This window comes from Dactylosporangium sp. CA-139066, from assembly GCF_050936175.1.
In the GTDB taxonomy this organism is placed as follows: Bacteria; Actinomycetota; Actinomycetes; order Mycobacteriales; family Micromonosporaceae; genus Dactylosporangium.
On record NZ_JBNJNH010000001.1, the window covers coordinates 3,989,841 to 4,002,560 of the forward strand.

Sequence of the window (12,720 nt, forward strand, 5' to 3'; positions counted from 1 at the left end):
GGCTTCTTACGTTCGTTGACCGCCCGGCGTTATCAACCCGGTCTCGTAGGCGACGATGATCGCCTGGGCGCGGTCGCGGATGCCGAGTTTGGAGAACACCCGGGTGACGTGCGTCTTCACGGTCGTCTCGCTGATGTGCAGGTGCCCGGCGAGTTCCTGGTTGCTCAGCCCGCGGGCGATGAGCCGCAGGATGTCCAGCTCCCGCGGTGTGAGGGTGGACAGGTCGCGGTGCAACGTTGCGCCGTCGTGCTGGCCGGCGAAGCGTTCGACGAGCCGGCGGGTGACGCTGGGCGCGAGCAGCGCGTCGCCGGCGCGGACCATGCGTACGGCCGCGACGAGCCGGTCGGCCGTGACGTCCTTGAGCAGGAACCCGCTCGCGCCGGCACTGAGCGCGGCGTAGACGTACCGGTCCAGGTCGAAGGTGGTCAGGATGAGGATGCGTGGCGGATCGGGATGCTCGGCGAGGATGCGGCGGGTGGCCTCCAGCCCGTCCATGGTGGGCATGCGGATGTCCATCAGCACGACGTCGGGCCGGGTGCGCCGGACCGCGTGCATCGCCTCGGCGCCGTCGCCGGCCTCGGCGACGACCTCGATCCCGTCCGCGGCGAGGATCATCGCGAAGCCGGTGCGGACGAGCGCCTGGTCGTCGGCGATCACCACGCGCAGCGGCCGGTCCCGATCGCGGTCGGGCGTGCTCATGCGGGCTCCAGGGGGATCGTGGCGAGCACCTCGTAGCCGCCGGCGGGCAGATGTCCATTGTGGAGGGTGCCGCCATAGACGGCGAGCCGTTCTCGCAGGCCGATCAGTCCGCGGCCGTTGCCGGCGGGCGCGGACGGGCCGGCTGCCCCGCCGGTGTCGGTGATGGCGATCCGCAGCGCGGCCGGCTGGTGTTCGACGACGATGCGGACGCGGGCGCCGGTGGCGTGCTTGACGGTGTTCGTCAGCGCCTCCTGCACGATCCGGTATGCGGTCAGGTCGATGCCCGGCGGGAGCGGCCCAGGTGTGCCGCCGACGGTGACGTCCACCTGGGTGCCGGCGGCGCGGACCCGCTCCACGAGCTCGGGCAGCCGGTCCAGGCCGGGTGCGGGCAGCAGGTCCTCCGGGCCGTCCTGGTCCGGTTCGTCGCCGCTCATGCTCAGCAGCCCCATGACGTGCCGCAGTTCGCTCATCGCCGCCCGTCCGCCGGATTCGATGGCGGCCAGCGCCTGCTCGACCTTGTCGGGAGCGGTGGGCAGCACGCGGCGGGCCGCGGCCGCCTGCACGACCATGACGCTGACGTTGTGGGTGACCACGTCGTGCAGTTCCTGGGCGATGCGGGCGCGTTCGCGCTGCACGGCCAGCGTCGCCTCGGCTTCGCGCTGCGTCTCGGCCTGCCGGACCCGCTGTTGCATGGTGTGCACCGCGTTGGCGGCCAGCCCGACCGGGATGAGCAGCAACAGCAGGATCAGGCCGGGCCGGCCGACCGGCAGGTTCGCCCGGTGCAGGACGAAGGGCAGGCCGCCGGCGGCGACGCTGACGATCGCGGGGATCCGGTAGGGGCTGTACATGACCGCGCCGTAGGCGGCGATGACGCACGCAGCGAAGGTGAACGTGGGGTCGAACCCGGGCGCCAGATGGTAGGTCTGCGAGGCGAGCCCGACGATCCAGAACACCGTGAGGGGGTACCGGCGCCGCACCGCCAGCGGCAGGGTGGCCAGCGCGGTCAGCAGCCCCCACAGCACGGCCTGCTGCCACGGCATGGCGCCGAAGTACGGGATGTCGTCGGGAAGCCGGGCGGGCGGCGGCGGGATCGGCGCGCCGGTCGACGTCATCGTCACCTGACCCTGCACCCGGCCGGCGAAGCCGCCGAACGCGCCGACGGCCAGGCCGACGGCCAGGACGGTGTCGGTGACGAACGCCCATCGGGACCGGGCCGGCGGGGTGACCGCGTCGCGGCGCAGCGCCGCGCGGCTGCGCCGTAGCCGTTCACCGAACGTCGTCCCGGTCATCGGGCCAGTGTGTCAAAGCCGCTGGTCGGCCACATCGGCCGCGGAGCAGCATCCGGGCGGGCCGCGGGTCGTACGACTACAGGAGGACGCGCCGCCGCGGGTCGTACCGGCGGGGAAGTCGATGTCGTCGCCGGGATCGACGCGGCCTGCGGGCGCTGATCCATAGCGTGCGGGGACATCCCGACGAAGGCGGAGGAGAACCCTGATGCTCATGGTCGAGGCCGAGCACCTGTTCCGGTCGTTCGGCACCACCCCGGCGCTGCGTGATGCCAGCGTCGCGGTGCCGGCCGGCGAGATCCTCGCCGTGATGGGCCCGAGCGGGTCCGGCAAGTCGACCCTGCTGCACTGCCTGTCCGGCATCTTCACCCCGGACAGCGGCGAGATCCGCTACGACGGTCGCCGGCTCGACACGCTGTCCGAGTCCGCCCGGACCGCACTGCGGCGCACGGCGTTCGGGTTCGTGTTCCAGTTCGGCCAGCTGGTGCCGGAGCTGACCGTCGCGGACAACATCGCCCTGCCGTTGCTGCTGAACAAGGTGCCCCGGCGGGCGGCGTACGCCACCGCCTCGGCGTGGCTGGACCGGCTCGAGCTCGGCGGCCTCGGCCGGCGCCGGACCGGCGAGCTGTCCGGCGGCCAGGCGCAGCGGGTCGCGATCGCCCGGGCCCTGGCCATCAGCCCGCGGGTGCTGTTCGCCGACGAGCCCACCGGATCGCTCGACTCGGTCACCGGGGCGGCCGTGATGGGCCTGCTGGTCGGCCTGGCCCGCGAGGAGGGCGTCACGGTCGTGCTGGTGACCCACGACACCCGGGTCGCCGACCACGCCGACCGCCGCGTGATCGTCCGCGACGGCCAGGTCTTCGCCGGGTACGACGCGGAGGCAACCCGATGATGCTCGTGCTCGGCGCGCGGCTGACGCTGCGCAGCGGCCGGGAGGCGCTCGCCCGGCTCGTCCTGATCGCCGCCGCGGTCGCGGTCGGCGTCACCGTCCTGCTGGCCGTGCTGGCCGAGTTCAACGCGTTCCAGGCCACCGCGCAGACCCGGTGCTGGCAGTGCACCAGCGGGGAGCCGATCGGCGCGGCCGGCCCCGGCGAGCGGGGGGAGCTGTGGAACTACAGCGAGGACTACTTCGCCGGACGGGTCGTGCAGCGCCTCGACGTCGCCGCGCTGTCCGCCGACGCACCCGTGGTCCCCGGCCTGCCGCGGCTGCCCGGCCCCGGGCAGTACTACGCCTCGGCGGCGCTGACCCGGCTGCTGGCCGGTGTGCCGCGCGACGAGCTCGCCGACCGCTTCGCCGGGGCCGCCGCCGGGGAGATCGGCGCCGGCGGGCTCGCCCGTCCGGACGACCTCGTGATCATCGTCGGGCGGACGCCGGGCGACCTCGCCGCGCTGCCGGCCACCCGCGTCGTCGGCGAGATCTCGACCCGGACCCGGATCGACGGCACGACCAGCCTGTACCGGTACGGCATCGGCATGGTCGCGGCCGGCCTGCTGGTGCCGCTGTTGACGCTCATCGGCACGGCCACCCGGCTGGCCGCCGCTCGCCGTGAGGAGCGCTTCGCCGCCTTCCGGCTCGCCGGCGCGACCCCGTCGCAGGTCGGCGTCATCGCCTCGGTTGAGGCCGTCATCGGCGCGGCCGCGGGCTCCCTGCTCGGCATCGCCGCCTTCCAGCCGCTGCGGCCGGTGATCGCCGGATGGGCCGTGGCCGGAACCCCGTACTTCGGCGACCTCGTGACGCCGAGTCCCGGGCAGTACGCCGCGGTCGTGCTCGGTGTGCCCCTCGCCGCCGCGCTGGCCGCGGTGGTGTCGCTGCGCCGCGTGCGCCTGTCCCCGCTCGGAGCGAGCCGCAAGATCACGCCGCCGGCTCCCTCGCCGTGGCGGCTCGCGCCGCTCGCCGCCGGCCTGCTGCTGTTCGCGGTCGCCCCGGTGCTCCTGGACCGGCAGTCGACGCAGCCGGCGGCGTCCGGTCTGTCCAACGGGCCCGGCAACGCCGTACTGCCGGTGTCGCTGCTCGGGCTGCTGCTGACCATGGCCGGGCTGGTGCTGTCCGGGTCCTGGCTGACGCTGCAGGGCGCCGGGCTCGTGGCCCGGGCGGCGCGACGGGCCTCGACCCTGCTGGCCTCGCGGCGACTGGCCGACAACCCGAAGGCCGCGTTCCGTTCCGTCGGCGGCCTGGTCCTGGCCGTGTTCGTCGGCACGGTGATCGCCTGCGTCATCCCGGCCGTCGATGCCGGGATGCGCGCCGCCGGCGGCGGCACCCTCACCGACGTGCTGCGGGTGTCCTTCGTACCGCAACCGGATCCGGCGGCCGAGCATCCGGTGCTGGGACTGGAGGCGGACGCTGGGCGGGCCCTGGTGGATCGGCTGCGGGCGTTGCCCGGCACGGACGTGCTGCCGCTGTACGCGCCGGAGGCACGGCTGACCGGCTACGCGTGCGTCGGTGCCAACGCGTGCGGACCCACCGAGGCCGCGATCGCCTGCGCCGACCTTACGCCGTTCCCGGCGCTGGGCCGGTGCGCGGCGGGTGTGCCGGCCATCCGGGCACAGTTCGGGCTGCTGCTCAGCCACGACAACGTCGCCGGGCTGCGGCTGCCGTTCGCCGGCGCCGACAGCGAGGTGTTCGGCGCCGATCCCACCGCCCGGCCGCTCGAGGCGCTCCTGGTCCGTTCCGGCGATCCGGCAAGCCTCGAGCGGATCCGGACGGTGCTGTCCGGGTACACGAGCAGGATCGGCGCGACCAGCGCCCCGAAGACGATCGGCGAGAGCATCGACCTGCGCGATGGCCGCTACCGGGAGGTACAGCAGGTCGCCCTGGCCGTGGTGGCGGTGACGTTGCTGGTGGCCGGATGCAGCCTGGCGGTGGCGGTCGGCGGCGGTCTGGTGGAGCGCCGCCGCCCGTTCACCCTGCTGCGGGTGACCGGTACTGCGGCGTCGGTGCTGTTCCGCGTCGTGACGTTCGAGGCGATGGTGCCGCTGCTGCTCGCCACGGCGGTGGCGATCGTGGCCGGCGCGGGTGTCGCGGCGTCGGTCACGCACACGCTGGCGCCCGGCGGCCCGCTGCTGCACCCGCCCGGTGCCGGCTATTTCGCCACCATGGCGGTGGGGTTCGCCGCGGCGCCGGCCGTGATCGCGTCCGCATTGCCGCTGCTGCGTCGGATGAGCGACCCCGACGGCGCCCGGTTCGAGTAGCCCGCACGACGGGCGCCATCACGCCCTCACTCCTACAATATGTAGGAGTGAGGGCGCGGGCCGACGCGCAGGGGTGGGACAGGCCGCTTTTGCCGGATTCTCAGGCTCGCCGACCTACCGTGACCAGCCTGGCCTGCGCTGCGACCGCCCTGAAACGAGGTGTATCCGTGAAGTTCCTGGATCCCGAATGGCTCATTTCGACGTTCGGGATGCTCGGCATCCTCGCGATCGTCTTCGCGGAGTCGGGCCTGCTGATCGGTTTCTTTCTGCCCGGTGACTCGCTGCTGTTCACCACCGGGCTGCTGGTCGCCGGCGGACGGTACCTGCACCTGCCGCTGTGGCTGGTGATCCTGCTCATCGTGGTGGCGGCGGTCGCCGGTGACCAGGTCGGCTACGTCTTCGGCCGCCGGGTCGGACCGGCACTGTTCCGCCGCCCGAACTCCCGGCTGTTCAAACAGGAGAACCTGACCCGGGCCCAGGAGTTCTTCGACCGCTACGGCGCCCGCTCCATCGTGCTGGCCCGGTTCGTGCCGATCGTGCGCACGTTCACCCCGATCGTCGCCGGCGCCTCACGCATGCACTACCGCACCTTCAGCCTCTACAACGTCATCGGTGGTGCGCTGTGGGGCACCGGCGTCACCCTGCTCGGCTACTTCCTCGGGCAGGTCGAGTTCGTGAAGTCCAACATCGAGCTCATCCTCATCGGCATCGTGGCGCTGTCCGTCGTGCCGATCGTGGTCGAACTGCTGCGTGGCCGGTCCCGCGCCCGCAGCGCCCGTTCATGACGCTCTCGGCACCGGCCCAGGATGCCTATGCGTCGTCGCCGGGTGAGCCCCGCCGGCCTGAGGCCCCGGGTGGGCGGGGCGCGTTGAGGTCGTACCGCACGCCGAGCATGCGGATCAGGAAGCAGACCGCCGCGGCGGCCAGCGCGGCCGGCACGCCGTAGACGTCCAACCGGACGGCGGCGACGGTGATGGCGGCCCCGGCCAGGGCGGGAATGGCGTACAGGTCGCTGTGCAGCACCGACGGAATCCGCCGGACAAGCGTGTCACGGATCGTGCCTCCGCCGACCCCGGTGACCATCCCCAGCAGGATCGCGGGCGCGGTGCCGAGCCCGAAGGCCAGCGCCTTGCTCGCGCCGATGACCGCGAACACGCTCAACCCGATCGCGTCGAGCACCACGATCGGGGTCTCCAGCCGATGCAGCCTCCTGCTGAGCGCGAACGCGATCAGTCCGCCGGCCGCGGCGAGGGTGAAGTAGGGCCAGTCGCGCAAGGCGGCCGGTGGTATGGCGCCGATGAGGACATCGCGGATGACGCCGCCACCCAGCGCCGTGATCATGCCGAGCGCGACGACGCCGACCACGTCGAGCCGCGCCGCCCGTACCGCCGTCAGCGCACCGTTGAGTCCGAAGGCGAAGGTGCCGGCCAGGTCCAGGGCGAGCAGTACGGGCGGCTCGGACGTCACACGGCCCGCATACCCAGCCAGCAACCGGGAAGTGCGGTACGAGCGCGCGAACCAGGGGAGGGGTCCAATGACCGCGGACACCTCGGGCGGTACCGTCGTCGTCGCCGGCCGGAGCTGGGACGGGCTGGCCGATGCGCCGTCCGCCCATACCGAGGTCGCGGTGCGCGGCGGGCGCATCGCCGCGGTCGGCGACCGCGTCGAGCGCGGCGGCCGAGAGGTGATCGACCTCGGCGACCGCATGCTGCTGCCCGGCTTCATCGACTGCCACATCCACACCACGGTCGAGCCGTCCGCCCTGCTCACCGCGTTCGTGGGCGGCCCGGCCACGGTGCTGGCCCTGCGCGCCCTGCCGGTGCTGCGGGATCTGCTCGACCGCGGGTTCACCACCGTGCGGGACCTGGCCACCTTCGCCGCCGAACCGCTCACGGTGTACCTGCGCGACGCGATCGCCGATGGTTTGATCACCGGGCCGCGCATGGTCGTGGCCCCGCACCTGATCTCGGCCCGCGGCGCCCACGGCGACATCTCCACGCTGCTCGCGCCCGAGTACGGCCGTGAGATCGGCGTCCTGGCCGACGGCCCCGACGCCGTCGTCCGCGCCGTACGGGAGGAAGTCCGCGCCGGCGCGGACTGGATCAAATTCGGTGCCACCGGCGGGTTCGGCACGCCCGCCGACGACCCCGGGCAGGCCACCTACACCCAGCAGGAGATGGACGCCCTCGTGGCCGCCGCCGCCGATCTGGGCGTCCCGTGCACCCCGCACGCCTACGGCGACGACGGCATCGCCCGCGCCGTGCGGGCCGGTGCCCGCTCCATCGAGCACGGCAACCTCGCCTCGGCCGAAACCCTGTCGCTGATGCAGCGGCGCGGGGTGTTCCTCGTCCCCACCCAGTACATGGTCCTCGACGCGCTGGACCACCTCGGCGACGAGGACTACTGGCTCGGCAAGGACCCCGCCGAGCGCGAGAAGTTCCACCGCTACGCCGGCGAGCTGCGCGACAGCGCCCGCAACGTGGCCGCGAGCGACGTGCGCATCGCGTTCGGCACCGACGCCGGCATGTTCCCGCACGAGCAGAACTGGAAAGAGTTCCCCGCGATGGTGCACACCGGCATCACTGCGCTGCGGGCGTTGCGCGCCGCGACCAGCACCGCCGCCGACCTGCTGCAACGGCCCGATCTCGGCCGGATCGAGCCCGGCGCCGCGGCGGACCTGGTCGCCCTGCCCGGCGACCCGTTCGACGACATCGAGGCCACCGGCGGCGTCGACTTCGTCATGTACCGCGGCGCCGTACATCGCCCGATCGACTCACCGTGACGGCTCGGTGCCCTCGCGCTAGCGTCGTTGGCCGAGACGCTGGAGTTGACCTTCATGCACGCCGGCGACCCAGTCCCAGCCTTCCTTGGCCGATGGGCCGATCCGCGGGTCGCTGGGAACCCGGCCGTCACGCAGGGCGTGCACGTACGCCCGGTCCTGGTCGATCCGCGCGCGTACCTGATCATCCCCGCCCACGGACCCGTGGCCGGGGATGAGGACATCTACGCCGCCCGCCACGCCCTCGATCAGGCCCAGCGCGGCGAGGTAGTTCTCGATCGGGTCGGCGGCGGTCAGGTCGAGCATCGGCATCAGGACATCGGAGAGCATGTCGCCGGCGACGAGAACGCCGCGTTCCTCGATGCACAGTGCCGCATGGCCCGGGGCGTGTGCCTGGTGCTCGATGATGCGGACCTGCGGGCCGTCCCAGGGAACCTGCGCCGTCTCGGCGGGCAGACCGGTGATGAGGCCGAGCAGGTCCAGTGGTACCTGCTCGGGGATGCCGACGGCCTTGGCCACCGCAGCCACCCCGCCCGAGAGCCGCTCGCGGGCAGTGGCCGCGCAGCGGGCCGTGCCGTAACGAGGCGCCGCGCCGAGCGCGGCATGCCACAGCAGGTGATCCCAGTGCGGGTGCGTTGAGAAGCCGGCCGCCACGGTCTGCCCCGACTCGGACAGGTCGTTGGCGAGGCAGGCCAATTCGTCGCCGTGAACCCCCGCGTCGATGAGCAGCACGCCGGCCCGGCCCTGTACGACCACGGCGTTGCTCTGGCAGAACTCGCTCTCATGGACCGACACGCCGTCGGCGACCGGCGTCAGCATGGGCTGTCCTCGAGCTCGCTGCGGATCGCGTAGCGGTGCATCGTGACTCCCTGCTCGAACGAGCGCTGCTCGAGCAGGTCGAGCTCGATCGGCACGTCGTACTCGTCGAACAGCGGCCGGCCGAAGCCGAGGATCGCGGGATGGGTGAAGAGCAGCAGCTCGTCGAGCAGCTTGGCGCGCAGCAGCTGTGTGGCGAGCGTCGCGCCACCCACGCCGATGGTACCGTCGGTCTGGTCCCGGAGGGCGGCGAGCTGCTCGATCGCATCGTCGCCGCCGATGATCCGGGTGTTGTGATCGGCGCTGTGGCGGGTGCGGGAGACGAGCACCTTGGGCGCTGAGGTCCAGATCTCGCCGTATTCACGCAGGACGTCCGGCAGCGACGCGTCTGCGCGCGCTCGCGGCCAGTACTCCTCCATCGTCTCGTAGACGACCCGGCCCTGGACCATCATCGCGAGCGCCCGCGCCCGCGCGTTGAACTCGCGGTGCAGCTCTTCGCTGATGCGCAGCCACTCGCCGGCGCCGTCGTCCCCGGGAACCTGCTCGATCCGCAGGTCGAGGGACACGTTCATCCAATATGTGAAGCGACCCATCAGCTCCCCTTCCGCGTAGTGGTTGCATTCTGCAACCACTATATTGGGGGCGAAGTACCTGTCAAGGAGGCGTCGTGGAACCACGGTCCGGGTGTCCGATCAACGCCGCCGTCGAGGTGCTCGGAGATCGCTGGTCGCTGCTCGTGCTGCGCGACGTCATCTTCGGCGACCGCCGATACTTCCGCGCCCTGCTCACCGGGTCGCTCGAGAGCATCGCCTCGAACATCCTCGCCGACCGCCTCAAGCGGCTCATCGACGCGGGAATCCTCACCCGCGGCACCGCCGCCCGCGGGCAGCGCGCGCGCTTCAGCCTCACCGAAGCCGGCATCCAGACGCTGCCGATCATCTACGCCCTCGGCAACTGGGGCCTCGACTGGACCTCCGGCAGCGCCGAGCTGCGAAGCCGGCAGCAGTTCATGCGCGATGAGGGTCCGGCGTTCATCGAGGAGCTCATGGACGAGCTGCGCGTTCGCCACCTCGGCGCGCCGCCGAAGCCGCACGACGGCCCGGGCGCGTTCGAGCGGCTCAGCGCCGCATACGCCGCCGCCGAGCAGGAACGATCCCCCGGTGACTCACCCCGCGGGGTCTCGCCCTCGGCGTAGGTTTGGCGTCAGGCCTACGAGACGTGCGGGAGAGCCCGGCTGGATGACAGTCGAGCTGAGAGGCTGAACGACCAAGAGGTCGGCAGGCGATCCCCACTACCTGATCCAGGCAATGCTGGCGAAGGGAAACCGCCTCGTAGGTCTCATGCTGCGCCCGGGTCGCGCCGGACTGTGGCGAAGCCGGGGAGCGGGTTACTCCTCCTCGAGCGCCCTGCGGAACTGGGCCAGCTCCCGGCGTGCCTGGGGGTCCGGGGACGGGAACTGCGGGTCGAGCTCCATGAGCGCATGGACGATGGTGGCGGCCGCGGCGATGCGGGCGAACCATTTGTGGTCGGCCGGGATGACGTACCACGGCGCCCACTCGGTGCTCGTGTTCGAGAGCATGTCGGAGTACGCCTGCTGATAGTCGTCCCAGAACTGCCGCTCCTGCAGGTCGGCCGCCGAGAACTTCCAGTTCTTCTCCGGCCGGTCGATGCGCTGCAGCAGCCGTTTGCGCTGCTCGTCCTTGGAGACGTTGAGGAACAGCTTGACGATCCGGAAGCCGGTCTCGCTCAGGTGCCGCTCGAACTCGTTGATGGCGCGGAACCGGTGGCCCCAGATGTCGCGCGTGCGCACCGACGGCGGCAGCTTCTCGTTGTCCAGCAGGGCGGGGTGGACGCGGACGACGAGTACCTCCTCGTAGTGGGAGCGGTTGAAGATGGCGATCTCGCCGCGGGCGGGCAGCCGCCAGGCGTACCGCCACAGGTAGTCGTGGTCGAGCTCCTCCGCCGAGGGGACCTTGAAGCTGTGCACCCGCACGCCCTGCGGGTTGACGCCGCTCATGACGTGGCGGATGGTGCTGTCCTTGCCGGCGGCGTCGAGGGCCTGCAGCACGACCAGGAGCCCCCGGCGGTGCTCGGCGGCGAGCCGCGCCTGGTAGTCGGCGAGCATCGCCACGCCCCGCTGCAGCAGTTCGGCGCCGGCGCGCTTGTTGACCAGGTCCCCGGTGTGGCCGGGGTCGAAGTCCCGCGGCAGCCGGACCTTCGTGCCGGGCCGCACGCGCAGCGGCGCGATCAGCTCGGCGATGCGGTCAACCGGTCCGCCCGGGGCGTCGCTGTGATGGCGGCTGTCACGCTGTTTGCTGGGCACGGCGCTCGGCTCCCCCTTACTCCTCCGGGTCCGGCTGGGCCTCAGGCGGCTCCCGCAGGACTTCGATGCTGCGCGCCACGATTGCGGTCACCGGCGTGGCCAGCGCGAGCCCGGCGACGCCGGCCAGCGCGCCGCCCACCAGCGTGGCGAGCAGGACCGCCGGTGCGCTCATGCGCAGCGTGACGCCGAAGGCGAGCGGACTGACGAGGTTCTGGAGCAGGCCGTTGGCCAGCACGACGACCAGGATCATCCACAGCGCGGCCGGCCGCCCGCCGCTGCCGAGCGCGATCAGCACGGCGAAGATCGAGGCGACCGCCGCGCCGAGGTAGGGCACGTACGTTCCGAGGAACGTGATCACCGCTATCGCGCCTACCAGCGGTACGTGCAGGATCAGCGCGCCGATCGCGACCGCGACGGCATTGAACGCCCCGATCAGGCTCAGCCCGCCGTAGTAGCGCCGGATGACGACGGCGGCGCGGCCGAGCAGGCGCCGAGCCAGGTGCTCGGGCAGCGGGAGCCGTGCGGCGGCCCGGTCGGCGATGGCGTGACCGTTCATGAGCAGGAAGAAGCAGATGAACAGCGCGACGAACAGGCCGAGCAGGAGGTTGACGCCGGTGCCGAGCAGGTTGCCCAGTGCGGGCAGCAGGCCGGCCAGGAGCGTGTTTCCCGACCGCTGCACGGACCGCTGGCCGGCCTCGGCGACGTCGCCGCTGACGCCCGCCGACGTGAGGATGCGGTGCAGCTCGCTGACGGCCGCGTCCAGGTTCTGGCTGATCTGTGCCCGCTGGCTGGCCACGCCCCACACGACGAGCGCGACGGCGCCGGCGCCCAGCGCGATCACGAGCAGCAGCGTGGCGGCGGCGCCGACCGCGCGGGGCACGCGGCGCCGCGCGATGGCGTCGATGACCGGCAGGAACACGATGGCCAGGAACAGGGCGACCACCAACGCGATCACGATGGGCCGCAGGACGACGAGCAGGAAGATCGCCGCGGCCACCAGCAGTAACACGCCGACAAGCGACCAGGCCATGGCGCCGGCTGTCCGGAGCCGGTGGGACAACGGCCGTGAAGGCGGCTGATCAAGGCGGTTCAGCATCGGGCGGGCAGTACCCCCGCAGGGCGCGGGCAATCCTGCCGAACGGCTAGGGCGACAGGGGGCGCCAGCTCAGCGGGGTCGACAGGACCATGGTGCTCGACGGCTTGCCGTACGGGGCCAAACGATCAATGGTGGACTCGAAGTCCTCCATCGACGCCGTCACGACCTTCAGGATCGAGCACGCGTCGCCGGTCACGCGGTGGACCTCCATGACCTCCGGCCACTTCAGCACCTCGGGGTCGCGCAGCACGCAACGTGCGCCGTAGCACGACATCGTGATCAGTGCGACGACGTGCCGGCCGGCCTTGGCCGGGTCGACGTGTGCGTGGTAGCCGGTGATCACCCCGGCGGTTTCCAGACGGCGGACCCGCTCGGCGACCGCCGGGGGTGAGAGGTGGACCCGGCGGGACAGTTCGGAGTATGAAAGCCGACCGTCATCCTGCAGTTCGCGCAGCAGCGCCCAGTCCATGCTGTCCACGGACACCTTCCGTTCGAAAAGCCAATCGGCCCGGACGGTTTCCATACCGTACGT

At 72.2% G+C, this 12,720-nt stretch carries 13 protein-coding genes; 5 read left to right on the top strand and 8 right to left on the bottom strand.

Features of this window, described 5'->3' with window-relative positions; all coding sequences use genetic code 11:
* Positions 1-6: 6 nt before the first annotated feature.
* Together ACQEVU_RS18225 and ACQEVU_RS18230 are read right to left on the bottom strand one after the other, a co-directional pair.
* Positions 7-699, bottom strand: a complete 693-nt coding sequence (locus ACQEVU_RS18225; protein ID WP_433324955.1) for a response regulator — start codon at positions 697-699, stop codon at positions 7-9.
* The gene (locus ACQEVU_RS18230) at positions 696-1,988 is read right to left on the bottom strand and encodes a sensor histidine kinase (RefSeq protein WP_433324957.1); all 1,293 of its coding nucleotides are present in this window, start codon (positions 1,986-1,988) and stop codon (positions 696-698) included. The genes ACQEVU_RS18225 and ACQEVU_RS18230 overlap by 4 nt, the downstream gene beginning before the upstream one ends.
* 205 nt (positions 1,989-2,193) lie before the next feature.
* Between ACQEVU_RS18230 and ACQEVU_RS18235 the strand changes: the two genes are divergently transcribed.
* The 3 genes from ACQEVU_RS18235 (at position 2,194) to ACQEVU_RS18245 (ending at position 5,959) form a co-directional block, all read left to right on the top strand.
* Positions 2,194-2,877 (top strand): ABC transporter ATP-binding protein, encoded by a 684-nt coding sequence (locus tag ACQEVU_RS18235; RefSeq protein WP_433324959.1) that lies wholly within the window; start codon positions 2,194-2,196, stop codon positions 2,875-2,877.
* Positions 2,874-5,174: an FtsX-like permease family protein gene (locus tag ACQEVU_RS18240; RefSeq protein WP_433324961.1), complete on the top strand. Its 2,301-nt coding sequence runs from the start codon at positions 2,874-2,876 to the stop codon at positions 5,172-5,174. Before ACQEVU_RS18235 ends, ACQEVU_RS18240 begins: the two co-directional genes overlap by 4 nt.
* A 209-nt stretch (positions 5,175-5,383) precedes the next feature.
* Positions 5,384-5,959 (top strand): DedA family protein, encoded by a 576-nt coding sequence (locus ACQEVU_RS18245; RefSeq protein WP_433334978.1) that lies wholly within the window; start codon positions 5,384-5,386, stop codon positions 5,957-5,959.
* Between the two features lie 25 nt (positions 5,960-5,984).
* Here the strand turns inward: ACQEVU_RS18245 and ACQEVU_RS18250 are convergent, their stop codons facing one another.
* Entirely contained in the window at positions 5,985-6,641 is a 657-nt protein-coding gene (locus ACQEVU_RS18250) for a trimeric intracellular cation channel family protein (protein WP_433324963.1), read from the bottom strand.
* Between the two features lie 67 nt (positions 6,642-6,708).
* Between ACQEVU_RS18250 and ACQEVU_RS18255 the strand changes: the two genes are divergently transcribed.
* Positions 6,709-7,956: an amidohydrolase family protein gene (locus ACQEVU_RS18255; protein ID WP_433324965.1), complete on the top strand. Its 1,248-nt coding sequence runs from the start codon at positions 6,709-6,711 to the stop codon at positions 7,954-7,956.
* 18 nt (positions 7,957-7,974) lie between these two features.
* On the opposite strand, the gene ACQEVU_RS18260 is transcribed toward ACQEVU_RS18255, so the two are convergent.
* On the bottom strand, positions 7,975-8,772 hold the full coding sequence (locus ACQEVU_RS18260) for an MBL fold metallo-hydrolase (protein WP_433324967.1): 798 nt from the start codon (positions 8,770-8,772) through the stop codon (positions 7,975-7,977).
* Complete coding sequence (locus tag ACQEVU_RS18265; RefSeq protein WP_433324969.1) at positions 8,766-9,362, bottom strand: dihydrofolate reductase family protein; 597 nt, start codon at positions 9,360-9,362, stop codon at positions 8,766-8,768. Before ACQEVU_RS18265 ends, ACQEVU_RS18260 begins: the two co-directional genes overlap by 7 nt.
* A gap of 74 nt (positions 9,363-9,436) precedes the next feature.
* Here ACQEVU_RS18265 and ACQEVU_RS18270 point away from each other — a divergent pair, with 74 nt between their 5' ends.
* Positions 9,437-9,964 (top strand): winged helix-turn-helix transcriptional regulator, encoded by a 528-nt coding sequence (locus ACQEVU_RS18270; RefSeq protein ID WP_433324971.1) that lies wholly within the window; start codon positions 9,437-9,439, stop codon positions 9,962-9,964.
* 192 nt (positions 9,965-10,156) lie between these two features.
* On the opposite strand, the gene ACQEVU_RS18275 is transcribed toward ACQEVU_RS18270, so the two are convergent.
* The 3 genes from ACQEVU_RS18275 to ACQEVU_RS18285 all read right to left on the bottom strand — a co-directional run bounded on the left by ACQEVU_RS18275 (position 10,157) and on the right by ACQEVU_RS18285 (position 12,666).
* Positions 10,157-11,092 (bottom strand): polyphosphate kinase 2 family protein, encoded by a 936-nt coding sequence (locus ACQEVU_RS18275; RefSeq protein WP_433324973.1) that lies wholly within the window; start codon positions 11,090-11,092, stop codon positions 10,157-10,159.
* Between the two features lie 16 nt (positions 11,093-11,108).
* Entirely contained in the window at positions 11,109-12,122 is a 1,014-nt protein-coding gene (locus ACQEVU_RS18280) for an AI-2E family transporter (protein ID WP_433324975.1), read from the bottom strand.
* Positions 12,123-12,234: 112 nt separating this feature from the next.
* A complete protein-coding gene (locus ACQEVU_RS18285; RefSeq protein ID WP_433324977.1) occupies positions 12,235-12,666 on the bottom strand; it encodes an Lrp/AsnC family transcriptional regulator in 432 nt (143 codons plus the stop codon).
* Between the last annotated feature and the right edge of the window lie 54 nt (positions 12,667-12,720).